Here is a 17051-nt window from a genome sequence, read left to right as displayed (position 1 = left end):
GCGCGCCAGTTCCGGGACAGGGCCTCAAAAGATGTCGCGCGCAGGCGCGCTCCTACATGTTCGCCGTCACACCGGGATCTGCGCCAGCTGGGCCAGGCGGCGGACGGCGACCGAGGCGATCGGGTAGTCCGCGTTCTGGGTGAGGATTTCCGCAAGCATCGCGCGGGTGTACTTCAGCGTGGCGTCGTCGCGATCCAGCCAGACCTTGACCGGGCTGACGTCGGTACGGTCGCCGGCAACGCCAAGTACCTGCAGGGCGAGGGCGCGATGCTGGGCGTTGAGTTCGTCCAGCAGCGAACCGCGGGCTTGCGCGTGCCACGCGCCTTCCACCGGCAGGGCTTCGATCTGCCCACGCAGCCAGTCGAGGTCCAGCGCTTCGGCCAGTTCGTAGAACACCGTGGCCACGGTGGCGATGGACTTGCCGCTCTGTTTCGACACCTCGACCATGTCCAGCGCCGCGCGCAGCACGGGAATCCGCGCCAGGCGGACGGCCAGGGCATTCGGCACGCCAAGGCCTTCCCACTTCTCCTGGCTGGCGGCGAAGTCGCCGCGCCCCGTGTCGGTGAGGGCGTCCGGCAATGCCTCGCGCAGCACCGTGACCTCGCTCGCGTAGCGGTGCACGTTGGCGGCGATGTCCAGCGAACCGCCCGGACGATTGAGCAGCCAGCGGGTGAGGTGACGCAGCAGTGACCAGATCTGCAGGATCGCGTCGATCTGCGTGTCTTCGGCCACCTTGCCGTCCAGTGCCTCGATCTCGGCCCAGAGGTCGCGGGCGTCCAGGATCTCGCGCGCCGCCGTATAGGCCTTGGCGATGGACGCCGGACCCTGGCCGGTGTCTTCCTGCATGCGCATCATGAAGGTGGCGCCCATGCGGTTGATCGTCGAGTTCGTCACCGCGGTGGCGATGATCTCCCGCTTCAAGCGATGGCGCTGCATGTGCCCGGCATATTTCTCGTGCAGCGGCACGGGGAAGTAGCGCACCAGCTCGCGCGACAAGTACGGATCTTCCGGCACGTCCGATTCCAGCAGCTGCTGGAACAGGCGGATCTTGTCGTAGGAAAGCAGCACCGACAGTTCCGGACGCGTCATGCCCTGGCCGCGCAGCTTGCGCTCGGCCAGCTCGGCGGCTGTCGGCAGCGACTCCACCTGGCGGTCGAGCAGGCCTTCGGCTTCCAGCGTGCCGATGAAGTGGGCCATCGAGCCCAGGCGGCGCACCGACTGGTGCTCCATCATCGTGATGGCCTGGTTCTGGCGGTAGTTGTCCCAAAGCACGAGGCGGGCCACTTCGTCGGTCATCTCCGCCAGCTGGCGGTTGCGCTCTTCGAAGCTGAGCTCACCGCGCTGCACGGCGTCGTTGAGCAGGATCTTGATGTTCACCTCGTGGTCGGAGGTGTCGACGCCCGCGGAGTTGTCGATGAAGTCGGTGTTCAGCAGCACGCCGGCCTGGGCTGCCTCGATGCGGCCCTTCTGGGTCATGCCGAGATTGCCGCCCTCCCCCACCACCTTGCAGCGCAGTTCGTTGCCGTTGACGCGCAGCGCGTTGTTGGCACGGTCACCGACGTCGGCATGGGTTTCGCTGGTGGCCTTCACGTAGGTGCCGATGCCACCGTTCCAGAGCAGGTCGACCGGTGCCTTCAGGATCGCCGAGAGCAGATCGCTCGGCGCCATGTGGGTCACGTCGGCACGGATGCCCAGCGCAGCACGTACTTCCGGAGATACAGGAATCGACTTCGCGCTGCGCGGATACACGCCTCCGCCCGCCGAGATCAGCGACTTGTCGTAGTCGTCCCACGAAGAGCGCGGCAGCGCGAACATGCGCTGGCGCTCGGCGAACGACTTCGCCGCGTCGGGATTGGGGTCGAGGAAGATGTGGCGGTGGTCGAACGCGGCCAGCAGGCGGATGTGCTCGGACAGCAGCATGCCGTTGCCGAACACGTCGCCGGACATGTCGCCGACGCCCACGACGGTGAAGTCCTGGGTCTGGCAATCCCGGCCCAGCGCGCGGAAATGGCGTTTGACCGATTCCCAGGCGCCCTTCGCCGTGATGCCCATGCCCTTGTGGTCGTAGCCATAGGAACCGCCCGAGGCGAAGGCGTCGTCGAGCCAGAAGCCATGTTCGGTCGAGATGGCATTGGCGATGTCGGAGAACGTGGCCGTGCCCTTGTCCGCCGCGACCACGAGGTACGGGTCGTCCTCGTCATGGCGCACGACGTCATGCGGCGGAACCACCTTGCCCTCGACGAGGTTGTCGGTGATGTCCAGCAGGCCGTTGATGAACATGCGATAGCAGGCGATGCCCTCGGCCAGCTGCGCGTCGCGGTCGCCGCCCAGCGGCGGACGCTTCACGAAGAAGCCGCCCTTCGAACCAACCGGCACGATGACGGTGTTCTTCACCATCTGCGCCTTCACGAGGCCCAGCACTTCCGTGCGGAAATCCTCGCGGCGGTCGGACCAGCGCAGGCCGCCACGGGCCACCGAACCGAAGCGCAGGTGGATGCCTTCCACCCGCGGGGCGTAGACGAAGATCTCGCGGAACGGCACCGGCTTGGCCAGGTCCGGCACGCGGTGCGAATCGAACTTGAAGCTGAGGTACGGGCGGAACGCGCCGTCCCAGGCCTGGAAGAAGTTCGTGCGCAGCGTTGCGTGCACGAGCGAGATGAAGCTGCGCAGGATGCGGTCTTCGTCCAGGCTGGACACGTTGTCGAGCAGCGCGTTGATGGCTTCTTCCACGGCCGCGACCTGCTCGGCGCGCGAGCTGCCCAGCGAAGCGACCAGGTTGCCGATGAGGCCAGGCTGAGCGGCGAGCGTCTCCGCGTCCATCAGCGCGTGCATCTCGTGCGAGAGCATGCTCTCGGCACGCTCGCGCTCGGCGCCGTCGAGGCTTTCGCGGCGCGGATCGAAGCGCGCGTTGAACAGTTCGATGATCAGGCCGGCGATGGCCGGGTAACGGTTCAGTGCGTCTTCCATGTACGCCTGCGAGAACGCCACGCCGGTTTGCAGAAGGTACTTGCAGTAGCTGCGCAGCACCGCGACCTGGCGCCAGCCCAGCTTCGCGCCGAGGACGAGGCGGTTGAAGCCGTCGTTCTCGGCCGCGCCGCGCCAGATGTGCTCGAAGGCGTCCTCGAAGATCTTGCCGACCTGCTCCACCTCGAACACGAGGCGGCCCACCGGCTGCACTTCGAAGTCCTGCACGAACAGGTGGCCCTCGCCGAGCTTCACCTCGTACATGTGCTCCGTCAGCACGCGCAGGCCGAGGTTCTCGAGCTGCGGCATTACCTCGGACAGCGCGATGTCGGAACCAGAACGGTAGACCTTGAAGCGCAGTTCCTCCGGGCGGTGCGGCGGATGGTAGAACGACATGCTGATGGCGTCCGGGCCATCGAGGCCGGCCAGCGCGCGCACGTCAGCGGCGGCGATTTCAGGCGACACCTCGTCCACGTAGCCGGCGGGCAAGGCCTTGCCGTAGCGGTTGGCAAGAATGATGCCCTGCTGTTCCCCAACGAGTTCGATCAGGCGGTCGCGCAGCTCGTCGTGCCAGTTGCGCGCGATCGATACGATCTGCGCTTCGATCGCCGCGGCGTCGTACACCGGATGGTCGCCGATACGCGGACGCACCACGACGTGCAGGCGGACCAGGGCGGCCTCGCCCATCAGCACCGCCGAATCGACGTGCTCGCCGTGGAAGGCTTCGCGCAACACGTTCTCCACGCGCTCGCGCACGCTGGTGTTGAAGCGGTCGCGCGGGACGTAGACCAGGCAGGAGAAGAACCGGCCGTAGCTGTCGCGACGGATGAACAGCCGCGTCCGCGTGCGCTGGGCCAGCTCGAGGAGGCCCATCGAGAGGGCGAAAAGCTCGTCGGTGCTGCACTGGAAGAGTTCGTCGCGCGGCAGCGTGTCGAGGATGTGGCGCAGCGCCTTGCCCGAATGCGAGTCGCGCTTCAGGCCCGAGCGGTTCATCACCGCTTCGCACTTGTCGCGCACCAGGGGCACGTGCTGCGGGTGGGACATGTAAGCATTCGAGGAGAACAGGCCCAGGAAGCGCTGTTCGGCGGTGGGCCGGCCCTGCTCGTCGAACTTGAGCACGCCCACGTAATCCATGTAGCCCGGGCGGTGGATCGGCGACCGGGCATTGGTCTTGGTGAGGATGATGGCGTCGGTGGCACCGGAACGCGGCAGTTCGCTCGCCACCAGGGTGCGCAACGAACGCGGCGCCACCGAGCGCTCCGCGCCGCGCAGGATGCCGAGGCCCGAGCCTTCCACGGCCTTCAGCACCTGGTCGCCGGCATCGGCGGCCACTTCGTATTCCCGGTAACCCATGAAGGTGAAGTGGTCGTCTGCGACCCAACGCAGGAATTCGCTGGCCTCGCCCACTTCCTCGGCGGTATACGGCAGGGAGCGCTTGCCGAGTTCGTCCGCGATCTCCACCATTTTGCTGCGCATCGCGCGCCAGTCGTCCACCGCTTCGCGCACGTCGACGAGGGCGGCTTCGACGTTCGCCTTCAGCGTCTCGAGCTCGGTGTCGTCGATGCGGTCGATCTCGAAGCGCATCACCGATTCGGTCCGCTCGCCCGAACCCATCGAGTCGAGGACGCCGGACGGGGAACGCACCACCGGTACCACCGGATGGATGATCGCGTGGATGTCGGCATGCGCGGCGGCGACCATGGACACGGTGTCCACGAGGAAGGGCATGTCGTCGGTGACGACTTCCACGACCGCCCGGCTGCCGGAAACCCCGGGGTTGTAGACACGCACTTTGGCTTTCCCGGGGATACGCTCGCGCACGAAGCCGAGCAGGTCGGCGATCAGCGCGGCCCAGCGCTCGGGCGCGTGCAGCGCGTGGTCGGCGGGGGCGATCCGCTCGAAGAAGGCCTCGATAAAAAAGCGCGCCTCGTTGAGGCGCTCCGCGGGGTAGTCCAGCTTTTTCAGTTCATCGAAGACAACGGCGTGAAACGGGCCGTTCTCGGCAGCGCGGATCGCATTCATGGGCGGATTATCGATGTGGGGAGGACGGAAATCCGTCAAAGCATAGCTCTCCGCGGTGTCATGTAGCCACACCGCTGCCATTGAGCGGTTGGCGTTTTTTCACTGCGTCGCCGCATCGATACCGGCGCGCGCACGAATTGAGTCGGCACTAACGGATAACGGCAGCATGTGCATCGCAACAATTCGCAGGCAAAGAGGTAAACGCCCCGTTGACGATAGTGCACCAGAGATTCTAAACTGGACGGTATACTTACGTGTCGAATCAGCACACGGCGGCGCTGGGCATCAAGGCAGCGTCACGGGCGTCCTTTAAGCACACGCAAGAGGCCATAAGGCACGGGACGGGTGGGCTAGGCACACGGTAACTCTATCCATGCACGCGAGCGGCATCCTCCCAGGTGCGGCAGCGCCAACGAACAAGAAACCTGGAAAAGGAACGAAGTTCTCATGACTCCCCTGCCCCTGCGCTCGTCCCTGCTGGCCCTCGGCCTCGCCGCGGCGCTAGCCGCCTGCCATAAGCAGGAAGCTCCGCAGCAGCCGCCTCCGCCGGAAGTCGGCGTCATCACGGTGCAGCCGCAGGACGCTCCGCTCGTCCAGGATCAAGTCGGCCGCCTCTCCGCCTACCGTACCGCCGACGTGCGTGCCCGCGTCCCCGGCATCCTGCTGCATCGCCTGTATGAGGAAGGCAGTGACGTGAAGGCCGGCCAGAAGCTGTTCCAGATCGATCCGCAGCCGCTCAAGGCCGAACTGGACGCCCAGCTCGCCAACCTCGTCTCGACCCGTGCCTCGGCCGCCAACGCCAAGGCCCAGGCCGATCGCGCGCGCAGCCTGGTCGGCAAGAACTACGTGTCCCGGCAGGACCTCGACACGGCCGAGGCCAACGAGCGCACGGCCAATGCCGCTGTGAAGCAGGCCGAGGCCAATGTCGAATCCGCCCGCATCAATCTCGGCTTCACCGACGTGGTCTCGCCGATCGACGGCCGCGCCGGCCAGCAGCAGGTGACCGAGGGCGCCCTGGTCGGACAAGGCGAAACCACCCTGCTCACCCGGGTCGACCAGATCGACAAGCTGTACGTGAACTTCAGCGTGTCGGTGTCCGACCTCGACACCATGCGCCGCGCCGCGGCCGCCGGTGCCGCCACCTTGTCGCCCACCGACAAGGCCATCGTGCGCATCCAGCTCCCCGACGGTTCCGACTACGGTGAGGAAGGCGTGCTCGATTTCTCCTCGGCCACCGTGAATCCGCAGACCGGCACGGTGAACTTGCGTGCCCTGCTGAACAATCCGGCCCAGCGCCTGCTCCCCGGCCAGTTCGTGACGGTGAAGGCCACCCTCGGCGACCTGCACAACGTGTTCCTCGTGCCGCAGGCTGCGGTGCTGCGCGACGCCAACGACGCCTATGTGATGGTCGTCGGCGAAGGCCACGCCAAAGACCCGAAGACCGGCGCCGACACCACCGTACCCTCCGCCGCCGTCCGCCGTCCGATCAAGGCCGATCGCATCAGCGGCGCCAACTGGGTGGTCACGAGCGGCTTGAAGCCGGGTGACCAGATCATCGTCCAGGGCCTGCCCAAGGCGAAGGAGAACTCGCCCGTGAAGGCGTCTCCCGCCCAGGCGGCTCCTGCTGGCGCGACGGCAGGCGGCCCCGCGGCCGCCCCCGCCGGCAAGCAGTAAGGGAGTTTCGACATGCCGAGTTTCTTCATCGACCGCCCCATCTTCGCGTGGGTGGTGGCGATCCTGATCAGCCTGTGCGGCACGATCGCCCTGCTCAACATGGGTATCGAGTCGTATCCGAACATCGCCCCGCCGCAGGTCGTCGTCTCGGCGACCTACCCGGGTGCCAGCGCGGACACGACCGAAAAGACCGTGACCCAGGTCATCGAGCAGCAGCTGACGGGTATCGACCACCTGCTGTATTTCAGTTCGTCGTCGAGTTCCAGCGGTACCGCCCAGGTCACGCTCACCTTCGAATCCGGCACCGATCCCGACATCGCCCAGGTGCAGGTGCAGAACAAGGTGGCCCTGGCGACGCCGCGCCTGCCCTCGGAAGTGACCCAGCAGGGCGTCGTGGTGGCCAAGTCCAACCCCGACTTCCTGATGTTCATCGCGCTGACCTCGTCGAATCCGGCGATCGACGGCGACCGCCTGACCGACATCGTGTCGTCGCAGGTGCTCGACCAGATCGCGCGTATCCCGGGCGTGGGCAACACGCGCCAGCTGGGTGCGGAGTACGCGATGCGCGTCTGGCTGAATCCGGACAAGCTGCGCGGCTACGGCCTCTCGGCCACCGACCTGCGTAACGCGCTCAGCACGCAGAACGTGCAGTTCGCCGCCGGTTCGATCGGTACCGATCCCGCCGTGAAGGGCCAGGGATTCAGCGCCACGGTGTCGGCAGAAGGCCGCTTCACCACGCCTGAGCAGTTCTCCGACATCATCCTCCGCGCCAACAACGACGGCACCGTGGTGCGCCTGAAGGACGTCGCCCGCGTCGAACTCGGCCCGCAGAACTACGGCTTCAACGCGCAATGGAACGGCACCCCCACGGGCTCGTTCGGCGTGCAGCTGCTGCCCGGCGCGAACGCGCTGGACGTGGCGAATGCCGTGCGCGCGAAGATGGACGAGCTGGCCAAGAGCTTCCCGGACGGCGTGACCTGGTTCGCGCCGTACGACACCACCAAGTTCGTGACCATCTCCATCGAGGAAGTGGTGCATACGCTGGTCGAGGCGATCATCCTGGTCTTCCTCGTGATGTTGCTGTTCCTGCAGAACATCCGCGCCACCATCATCCCGACCCTGGTCATCCCGGTAGCCCTGCTCGGTACCTTCCTGGGCCTGTCGCCGCTGGGCTTCACGATCAACCAGCTGACCTTGTTCGGCATGGTGCTCGCGATCGGCATCGTCGTGGACGACGCCATCGTGGTGATCGAGAACGTCGAGCGCATCATGTCCGAGGAGGGACTGTCGCCCAAGGAAGCCACGCGCAAGGCCATGGGCCAGATCACCGGCGCCGTCATCGCGATCACGGTGGTGCTCACGGCCGTGTTCGTGCCTTCCGCGCTGCAGCCGGGCGCCTCGGGCATCATCTACAAGCAGTTCGCGCTGACGATCGCGGTCTCGATGGGCTTCTCCGCCTTCCTGGCGCTGAGCTTCACGCCGGCCCTGTGCGCGACGATTCTCCGCCACGAACACGCGCACAAGAAGAACGTCGTCTACCGCAAGTTCAACCAGCTGTTCGACTGGGTCACGCACACCTACTCCGGCCACATCGGCGGTGCGGTGCGCCATGCCCCGCGCTGGATGGTCGTGTTCGTGCTCATCGCGGTCCTCTGCGGCTTCCTCTTTGCCCGCCTGCCGACCAGCTTCGTGCCGGACGAGGACCAGGGTTATGCGCTGGCCATCGTGCAGCTGCCGCCCGGCTCCAGCCTTGCCCGCACCGAGAAGGTGATGGCCGACCAGCGCGCGATCCTGCTGAAGGATCCGTCGGTGGACGGCATCTTCCAGATCTCGGGCTTCAGCTTCGTCGGCCAGGGCGAGAACGTGGGCATGACCTTCATTCGCCTGAAGGACTGGGGCGACCGCGACCTCACCGCCACGGAGTTCATCCAGCAGGCGAACGGCAAGATGCAGGCCGTGCGCGACGCCACCATCTTCGTGGTGAACCTGCCGACGATCCGCGGCCTCTCGCAGTTCGGCGGTATCGACATGTACCTGCAGGCCCGAGCCGGCCAGTCGCGCGACCAGCTGACCCAGGCGCGCAACATGCTGCTGGGTGCCGCCGCGCAGAACTCCGCGCTGGTGGGCGTGCGTCCGAACACCCTGGAAGACGCGCCGCTCCTGCAGCTGCACGTGGATCGTACCCAGGCGCAGACGATGGGCCTCTCGGTCAGTGACATCTATACCGCCATCCAGCTCACGCTGGCGCCGGTGTATGTCAATGACTTCTCCTACGAGGGTCGCGTCAAGCGCGTGATGCTGCAGGCGGATGCGCCATACCGCATGAGCACGGACGCGTTCTCGCACATCTTCACGCCGAGCACCCTCGCGAGCGCCTCAACGGATACCTCGACGGACGGTTCGAATGTCGCCAGCACCACATCCTCCGTGGACAACGCGATGATCCCGCTGTCCACCGTGGTGGACTCGAAGTGGACCATGGCGGCCCCGACGCTCAACCGCTACAACGGCTATTCGGCGGTAGAAATCGTCGGTAACCAGGCGCCGGGTTACTCCACCGGCCAGGCGATGCAGATCGTGGAAGGTATCGTCAACGACAAGCTGCCCAAGGGCTTCGGCTACGACTGGACCGGCCAGTCGTACCAGGAAATCCTCTCGGGCAATTCGTCGACGATGCTGCTGGCCTTGTCGGTCGTGATCGTGTTCCTCTGCCTCTCCGCCCTGTACGAGAGCTGGTCCATCCCGGTCTCGGTGCTGCTGGTGGTACCGCTGGGCATCCTGGGCACGGTGGTGTTCTCGATGCTGCGTGGCCTGCCGAACGACATCTACTTCAAGATCGGCATGATCACCGTCATCGGTCTCGCGGCAAAAAACGCGATCCTGATCGTGGAATTCGCGGTGGAGCAGCAGGAGGCTGGCAAGACCCTGCGCGAAGGCGTGATCGAGGCGGCCCGCCTGCGACTGCGCCCCATCCTGATGACCTCGCTGGCGTTCATCCTGGGTGTGTTCCCGCTCGCGATCTCCACCGGCGCGGGTGCGAACTCCCGCCACGCGATCGGCACGGGCGTCATCGGCGGCATGCTGTTCGCCACGTTCCTGGGCCTACTGCTGATCCCGGTGTTCTACGTGTCGGTGCGCCGCATGCTGGGCGACAAGCTGGACGAGGCGTCGCATAACATCCGTCACGCCCACGACGGCGATGGCCACGGACCGGACGATGGCGGCAGCGGCCCCCACGGCGGCAACCCGCCGACGAACGTCGGCCCCCACGCCCCGAACATCGGCGACGTGCGAGCCTTCGATTCGGATCCACGGCGCGGCACCGACCGTCCATAACGAAAAAGCCCGGCGAAAGCCGGGCTTTTTTTTGCTCTTGGTACCGCAGCGATCGACGTCGTTTTCGCAACCGCGCTGCCCCATTGCGGCCCAGCAGCTTCCTCCGTTCGAAAACCAGCGCGCGTCCCCGTAGGAGCGCGCCTCGCGCGCGACAGCTTTTCGCGAAAACCTGCACGCACGCCCCGAACGTTTTCCCAAGCACGCAGCGAAAGCCACCAGGCTTCCGGCGCCACGGGTAGCGACGGCGAGGCGTCGAAGCCGCGCCTTCAAGGCGCGTGATAGACCGCCTCGATGTTGTGTCCGTCCGGGTCGAGTACGAAGGCACCGTAATAACCCGCGGCGTAATGCGAGCGCGGTCCAGGCGGACCGTTATCGCGACCACCCGCGGCCAGGGCCGCTTCGTGGAACGCGCGGACGAGTTGCTGCGACGTGACGCGGAAGGCCACGTGCACGGGCGGCCGGTTCGGCTCGCCCTTGTAGATCCAGAAATCCGCCTTGCCATCCTCGCCGAAGCCGGCGACATCGGTGCGTCCGGTGGTCGATGCCGGAAAGATCGCCAGCAGCTCATACCCGATGGCGCCGAGCGCCGCCTGGTAGAACTGCTTGCTGCGTTCGAAATCGCTGACGGTGACGCCGGTGTGGTCGATCATGTGGAACTCCCCAGGCAAGGCTGTGCCCACGGAGCTTAACGTAGCTCGCGGAGCCTGTGGGGGGCTTATGGGGCTTGAGGGGAGTCTGTGGGGAGCCTGTGCCTGTGGGGCCTGAGGGGAGCCTGTGGGAGCCGGCTATGCCGGCAATCCCGCGGCAGCGGGCACGCTTACCGCGAGCACCCATCGCCGCTGAAGCGGCTCCCACACAAAACACGGCTCCCACGAACGACAGTTGCTCCCACACAAAGCCCGGCTTGCAGGAGAACATAGGATCTCTCCCACACAACGCCGCTCCCGCTCACGAGCTCAGCGCAGGCCGGTTTCCGCGCGGGCGATCACCAGGCGCTGGATCTCGCTGGTGCCTTCGTAGATTTCGGTGATCTTCGCATCACGGAAGTAGCGCTCCAGCGGCATTTCCTTCGAGTAGCCCATGCCGCCGTGGATCTGCACCGCCTGGTGGGTGATCCACATCGCCGCTTCCGATGCGACCAGCTTGGCCATCGAGGCCTCGGTGCCGAAGCGGCCGCCGGTCTTCTCGACCTGGCCCTTCGTCCACGCCGCGCGCAGCGTCAGCAGCAGGGCTGCGTCCAGCTTGCACTTCATGTCGGCGATCTTGGCCTGGGTCATCTGGAAGGTGCCGATCGGCTGGCCGAAGGCCTTGCGGTCTCGCGACCATTGCAGCGTGGCTTCATAGGCCGCGCGGGCAATACCCACGGCTTGCGACGCGATGCCGATGCGGCCGGCGTCGAGCACGCCCATGGCGATGGCGAAGCCCTTGCCTTCCTCGCCTAGCATGTTTTCCTTCGGGCATACGTAGTCGTGGAATTCGATCTCGCAGGTGGCCGAGGCGCGGATGCCGAGCTTGGGTTCGGTCTTGCCGGCGAGGAAGCCTTCGCGCTTCGTATCGATGATGAACGCGGAGACCCCGCGGGCACCGATCCCGGGCGTGGTCACCGCGAACAGCACGATGTAACGGGCGACCGGGCCTGAGGTGATCCAGCTCTTCTTGCCGTTGATGACCCAGTCGCCGTCGGCGTTCTTCACCGCGCGGGTGTGCATGTTCGAGGCGTCGGAGCCCGACTGCGGCTCGGTGAGCGCATAGGCGCCGATGGCTTCACCCGATGCGATGGCGCGCACGAAGGTCTGCTTCTGCTCTTCCGTGCCGTTCTTCAGGATGCCGTTGCAGAACAGCGAATTGTTCACCGACATGATGGTGGACGTGGCCGCGTCGGCGGCCGCGATCTCGACCATCGCCAGCACGTAGGCCACCGGGTCCATGCCGGCGCCACCGTACTCTTCCGGCACTTCGATGCCCATCAGGCCGAGCTGGCCCATTTCCTGGATGTTCTCCAGGGGAAACTCGCCCTTGGCGTCGAATTCAGCAGCCACGGGCGCGATGCGCTTCTGGGCGAAATCGCGCGCGATGGACTGGATCGACATCTGGTCGTCGGTAAAGCGGAAATCCATGGGGGGTTCCTCTGGCCGACCTTGACGGGCGGCAGTCTTGGGGTGGAGACAAGCCCTCCATTCTAACGGCCGTGCGCTGCCTTGCCGCCCTGCACTGCAACATCCGGTCTTGACGCTCGGCCTTGTCGGCCGCATCCTACGTATCTCTGTATCGCGATATAAGGATGTTGGATGGACCTGTCGACGGCCTCCACGGCGCTCCGGCTCCTGGCCGATCCCACCCGCGTCCGCCTCCTCGCCCTGCTAGATCGCGAGGAACTGACCGTGGCGGAACTGGCGGCCGTGCTGCACCTGGCCCAGCCGCGTGTGTCCACCCATCTCGCCAAGCTCAAGGAGGCCGAGCTGGTACGCGACAGACGCGCGGGGGTGTCGGCCTATTATCGGGCCAACGCCGAGGCGGATCCCACCCTTGCCGCCCTGGTGGCTTCCCTGCGCGACACTCTCAGCGACGCCCTGCTCCGCGAGGACGCCGAGCGACTGCCCGCTGTGCTGGCCCAGCGCGCCCGCGCGGAAGGCTGGGCCGACACCGTCGCCGGTGACATGGAGCGCCATTATTCCCCTGGCCGCACCTGGGAGACCCTCGCCCGCTCCCTGCTCCAACTGCTTGCCACCGGCGACGTGCTGGACATCGCGTCCGGCGATGGTGTCACGGCGGAACTGCTCGCCCCGCATGCGCATTCCATTGTCTGCGTCGACAGCTCGGAGCGCGTGGTCGAAGCGGCGCGCCAGCGTCTCGCCGGCTTCGCCAACGTCGAAGTCCGCACCGGCGACATGCATGCGCTGGACCTGGGTGACCAGCGTTTCGATCTCGTCCTGCTGTTGCACGCGCTCACCTACTCGACCGCGCCGCAGAAGGTCTTCGACGAAGTAGCCCGGGTATTGAAACCGGGCGGCCGGGTACTCGCTTCCACCCTTGGCGAACACGACCATCGCGCCGTCGTCGAACCCTTCGACCATCGCAACCTCGGCTTCAGCTGCGACGCCCTCACGGCCATGGCGAAGAAGGCTGGCTTGGACGTGGTCAGCTGCGAACGCCTGAGCCGCGAGCGGCGCGCGCCACATTTCGAAGTCATCAGCCTGCTAGCACGCAAGCCTTCCCTGGAGCATGCATCATGAGCCAACTGCCCTGGCTGCATCCCGATCGCGTCGCCCTTATCGAAAAGGGCCTCGCCGAACGCATCATGATCCTCGACGGCGGCATGGGCACCATGCTGCAGGGTCACAAGCTGGACGAGTCCGGTTACCGCGGCGAGCGCTTCGCCGGCGGACGCGACGGCACGCACGAGCATGGGCACGACCACCCGGGCGAGTGCGACCTGAAGGGCAACAACGACCTGCTGCTGCTCACCCAGCCGGAGATCATCCGCGGCGTGCACATGGCCTACCTCGAGGCCGGCGCGGACTTCATCGAGACGAACACCTTCAATGCCACGCGCGTGAGCCAGGCGGATTACCACCTAGAGCACCTGGTACCGGAGCTCAACCGCGAAGGCGCCCGTATAGCCCGTGAAGCCTGCGATGCGATGACCGCGCGCACGCCGGACAAGCCGCGCTTCGTCATCGGCGTGCTCGGCCCGACCAGCCGTACCGCCTCGATCTCGCCCGACGTGAACGACCCGGGCTTCCGCAACATCTCCTTCGAGGAGCTGAAGGCGAACTACATCGAGTCCGCGCGCGCACTGATCGAAGGCGGCGCCGACACGATCATGGTCGAGACCATCTTCGACACGTTGAACGCGAAGGCCGCGCTGTTCGCCCTGAGCGAACTGTTCCACGAGCTCGGCGCCCGCGTGCCGGTGATGATCTCCGGCACGATCACCGATCGTTCGGGCCGCACGCTGTCGGGCCAGACCGCCGAGGCGTTCTTCTATTCGGTGGAGCATATCCAGCCGCTGTCCGTGGGCCTGAATTGCGCGCTCGGCGCCGAGGACCTGCGCCCGCACGTGCAGATGCTCGCGCGCATCGCCGGCAGCGCCGTGAGCACGCACCCCAACGCGGGGCTGCCCAACGCCTTCGGCGAATACGACGAGACACCGGAAAGCATGGCCGAGACCATCCGCGGCTTCGCCGCCGACGGCCTCATCAACATCGTGGGCGGGTGTTGTGGCACCACGCCTGCCCATATCGCGGCGATCGTCGCCGCCGTGGCGCCGTACGCGCCGCGCGCCCCCAGGGACACAGCGCAAGCCGCATGAGCATCCGATACACGCGCCTCTCCGGCCTCGAACCGCTCGTCCTCACGCCGGACCTCAACTTCATCAACGTGGGCGAGCGGACCAACGTCACCGGCTCCGCCCAGTTCCGCAAGCTGATCAAGGAAGGCCGCTACGAGGAAGCGGTGGAGGTCGCGCGCCAGCAGGTGGAGAACGGCGCGCAGATCATCGACATCAACATGGACGAGGGCCTGATCGACTCCGAGGCGGCAATGGCCCGCTTCATCAACCTGATCTCCTCCGAACCCGACATCGCGCGGGTGCCGATCATGGTCGACTCCTCGAAGTGGAGCGTGATCGAGGCCGGACTGCGTTGCATGCAGGGCAAGGGCATCGTCAACTCCATCTCGATGAAGGAAGGCGAGGCCGCCTTCCTCGAGCACGCGCGCCGGGTACGCCAGTACGGCGCCGCCGTGGTGGTCATGGCCTTCGACGAGGCCGGCCAGGCGGATACGAAGGAGCGCAAGGTCGAGATCTGCTCGCGCGCCTACGAGCTGCTGGTGAACGAGCTGGACTTCCCGCCGGAAGACATCATCTTCGATCCCAACATCTTCGCCATCGCCACGGGTATCGAGGAACACAACAATTACGCCGTGGACTTCATCGAGGCCACGCGCGAACTGAAGAAGCGCTTTCCCTCTTCCCATGTGTCGGGCGGCGTCTCCAATGTCTCGTTCTCGTTCCGTGGCAACAACCCGGTGCGCGAGGCGATCCATTCGGTGTTCCTGTACCACGCGATCGCGGCGGGCATGGACATGGGCATCGTCAACGCCGGCGCGCTGGCCATCTACGACGACCTGCCGGAAGAGCTGCGCGAGCGCGTCGAGGACGTGGTGCTCAATCGCCGCGCCGACGCTACCGAACGCCTGCTCGAGATCGCCGAGCGCTACAAGGGCGGCAAGGGCGAGGTGGCCGTTGAGACCGCCGCGTGGCGCGAGAAGCCCGTGGTGGATCGCCTGACCCACGCCCTCGTCCACGGCATCGACCAGTTCGTGGTCGAGGACACGGAGGAAGCGCGCCTCGCCGCACGCCGCCCGCTGGACGTCATCGAAGGCCCGCTCATGACCGGCATGAACGTGGTCGGTGACCTGTTCGGCGCCGGCAAGATGTTCCTGCCCCAGGTGGTGAAGTCCGCGCGCGTGATGAAGAAGGCCGTGGCCCACCTCATCCCCTACATCGAGGAAGAAAAGCGCAGCACCGGCGACGCGGGCAAGAACAACGGCAAGATCGTGCTCGCCACGGTGAAGGGCGACGTGCACGACATCGGCAAGAACATCGTCGGCGTGGTGCTCCAGTGCAACAACTTCGAGGTGATCGACCTCGGCGTGATGGTGCCCACGCAGAAGATCCTCGACACGGCGCGCGCCGAGAACGCCGACATCATCGGCCTCTCCGGCCTCATCACGCCGTCCCTGGAAGAGATGAGCCAGGTGGCGCGCGAGATGCAGCGCCAGGACTTCCACGTGCCGCTGATGATCGGCGGCGCGACCACCTCGCGTGCGCATACGGCGCTGCGGATCGAGCCGCATTACAAGTCGCCGACGGTCTGGGTGAAGGACGCCTCGCGTGCCGTGGGCGTGGCGCAGTCGCTCGTGAGCAAGGAGCTGGTGGACGATTTCATGGCGAAGGTGAAGGCCGAATACGCGGAAGTGCGCGAGCGGCACCGGAACCGTGGCGCCGGCAAGCAGCTGGTTCCGCTGGCCAAGGCCCGCGCGCAGCGTTACCAGGGCGACTGGCAGGCGTACCGGCCGCCGGTGCCGCGAACCCCCGGCATCACCGTGTTCGACGACTACGACCTGGCGGAACTGCGCAGGTACATCGACTGGTCGCCGTTCTTCAACGCCTGGGAGTTGGCCGGCAAGTTCCCCGCGATCCTCACCGACGAGGTCGTCGGCGCGCAGGCAAGCGAACTGTATGCCGACGCGCAGGCGATGCTCGACCAGCTGATCGCGGGGAAGTGGCTGACCGCGCGTGGCGTGATCGGATTCTGGCCGGCGGCGCAGCACGGCGACGACATCGAGGTTTACGCCGAACCGGGTACAGGCAAGCGCAAACCGCTCGCCACCCTGCGCCATCTGCGCCAGCAGGCGGACAAGCCGGTGGAACGTCCGGACTTCTGCCTCGCCGACTTCGTCGCGCCGCGCGACAGCGGCGTCGAGGACTGGATCGGCGGTTTCGCGGTGACGGCCGGCATCGGGATCGACGCGCATGTCGCCCGTTTCGAGGCCGTGCACGACGACTACTCCGCCATCCTGCTCAAGGCGCTGGCCGACCGCCTGGCCGAGGCCTTCGCCGAGCGCATGCACGAGCGTGTGCGCAAGGAGTTCTGGGGCTACGAGCCGGACGAGGCGCTCGACAACGATTCGCTGATCGCCGAAGCGTATCGCGGCATCCGCCCAGCCCCCGGTTACCCCGCCTGCCCCGAGCATTCGGAGAAACGCACGCTGTTCGAACTGCTGGACGCCACCGCGCGCACCGGCATCGAGCTCACCGACAGCTTCGCGATGTATCCCACGGCGGCGGTCTCGGGCTGGTACTTCTCACACCCCGACAGCCAGTATTTCGTGGTGGGCCGGCTCACCCGCGAGCAGGTCGAGGATTACGCCAAGCGCAAGGGCTGGGACCGCACGGAAGCCGAACGCTGGCTGGCCCCGTACCTCGACTACGATCCCGATTGATGGTTGTAGGAGCGCGCCTGCGCGCGACCGCTTTTCGCGAAGAGCGG

The 17051-nt window shown here is 66.3% G+C and carries 8 protein-coding genes; 5 read left to right on the top strand and 3 right to left on the bottom strand.

The annotated features are described in order from the left end of the window. Positions 1 to 66: 66 nt before the first annotated feature. Positions 67 to 4986, bottom strand: coding sequence for an NAD-glutamate dehydrogenase (locus ACR9ZH_RS03910; protein ID WP_481289443.1), 4920 nt, complete (start codon positions 4984 to 4986; stop codon positions 67 to 69). Between the two features lie 447 nt (positions 4987 to 5433). Here ACR9ZH_RS03910 and ACR9ZH_RS03905 point away from each other — a divergent pair, with 447 nt between their 5' ends. Both ACR9ZH_RS03905 and ACR9ZH_RS03900 read left to right on the top strand, forming a co-directional pair. Beyond that, positions 5434 to 6660, top strand: coding sequence for an efflux RND transporter periplasmic adaptor subunit (locus tag ACR9ZH_RS03905; RefSeq protein ID WP_481289442.1), 1227 nt, complete (start codon positions 5434 to 5436; stop codon positions 6658 to 6660). A 12-nt stretch (positions 6661 to 6672) separates the two neighbouring features. Next, positions 6673 to 9996, top strand: coding sequence for a multidrug efflux RND transporter permease subunit (locus ACR9ZH_RS03900; protein WP_481289441.1), 3324 nt, complete (start codon positions 6673 to 6675; stop codon positions 9994 to 9996). 266 nt (positions 9997 to 10262) lie between these two features. Here the strand turns inward: ACR9ZH_RS03900 and ACR9ZH_RS03895 are convergent, their stop codons facing one another. Beyond that, positions 10263 to 10646, bottom strand: coding sequence for a VOC family protein (locus tag ACR9ZH_RS03895; RefSeq protein WP_481289440.1), 384 nt, complete (start codon positions 10644 to 10646; stop codon positions 10263 to 10265). Positions 10647 to 10952: 306 nt separating this feature from the next. Next, positions 10953 to 12113 carry an acyl-CoA dehydrogenase family protein gene (locus ACR9ZH_RS03890; protein ID WP_481289439.1) on the bottom strand — a complete coding sequence of 387 codons (1161 nt, stop codon included), beginning with the start codon at positions 12111 to 12113 and terminating at the stop codon, positions 10953 to 10955. 171 nt (positions 12114 to 12284) lie between these two features. Here ACR9ZH_RS03890 and ACR9ZH_RS03885 point away from each other — a divergent pair, with 171 nt between their 5' ends. From ACR9ZH_RS03885 to metH, 3 genes are read left to right on the top strand one after another with little or no spacing between them, the layout of a single operon-like run. Next, positions 12285 to 13229: an ArsR/SmtB family transcription factor gene (locus tag ACR9ZH_RS03885; protein WP_481289438.1), complete on the top strand. Its 945-nt coding sequence runs from the start codon at positions 12285 to 12287 to the stop codon at positions 13227 to 13229. Next, positions 13226 to 14308 carry a homocysteine S-methyltransferase family protein gene (locus tag ACR9ZH_RS03880; protein ID WP_481289437.1) on the top strand — a complete coding sequence of 361 codons (1083 nt, stop codon included), beginning with the start codon at positions 13226 to 13228 and terminating at the stop codon, positions 14306 to 14308. The genes ACR9ZH_RS03885 and ACR9ZH_RS03880 overlap by 4 nt, the downstream gene beginning before the upstream one ends. Continuing rightward, on the top strand, positions 14305 to 17004 hold the full coding sequence (gene metH / locus ACR9ZH_RS03875; RefSeq protein WP_481289436.1) for a methionine synthase: 2700 nt from the start codon (positions 14305 to 14307) through the stop codon (positions 17002 to 17004). Before ACR9ZH_RS03880 ends, metH begins: the two co-directional genes overlap by 4 nt. Positions 17005 to 17051 lie beyond the last annotated feature (47 nt).

Source organism: Luteibacter sp. SVR4-7G, from assembly GCF_056755555.1.
The sequence above is the reverse complement of the archived record's forward strand: the minus strand, read 5'-3'. Positions and strand labels throughout refer to the sequence as shown.

What these genes read in the sequence shown, in the direction of transcription:
- ACR9ZH_RS03910 (WP_481289443.1), bottom strand. Translation starts at nt 4,986, where the DNA reads ATGAATGCGATCCGCGCTGCCGAGAACGGCCCGTTTCACGCCGTTGTC.
- ACR9ZH_RS03905 (WP_481289442.1), top strand. Translation starts at nt 5,434, where the DNA reads ATGACTCCCCTGCCCCTGCGCTCGTCCCTGCTGGCCCTCGGCCTCGCC.
- ACR9ZH_RS03900 (WP_481289441.1), top strand. Translation starts at nt 6,673, where the DNA reads ATGCCGAGTTTCTTCATCGACCGCCCCATCTTCGCGTGGGTGGTGGCG.
- ACR9ZH_RS03895 (WP_481289440.1), bottom strand. Translation starts at nt 10,646, where the DNA reads ATGATCGACCACACCGGCGTCACCGTCAGCGATTTCGAACGCAGCAAG.
- ACR9ZH_RS03890 (WP_481289439.1), bottom strand. Translation starts at nt 12,113, where the DNA reads ATGGATTTCCGCTTTACCGACGACCAGATGTCGATCCAGTCCATCGCG.
- ACR9ZH_RS03885 (WP_481289438.1), top strand. Translation starts at nt 12,285, where the DNA reads ATGGACCTGTCGACGGCCTCCACGGCGCTCCGGCTCCTGGCCGATCCC.
- ACR9ZH_RS03880 (WP_481289437.1), top strand. Translation starts at nt 13,226, where the DNA reads ATGAGCCAACTGCCCTGGCTGCATCCCGATCGCGTCGCCCTTATCGAA.
- metH (WP_481289436.1), top strand. Translation starts at nt 14,305, where the DNA reads ATGAGCATCCGATACACGCGCCTCTCCGGCCTCGAACCGCTCGTCCTC.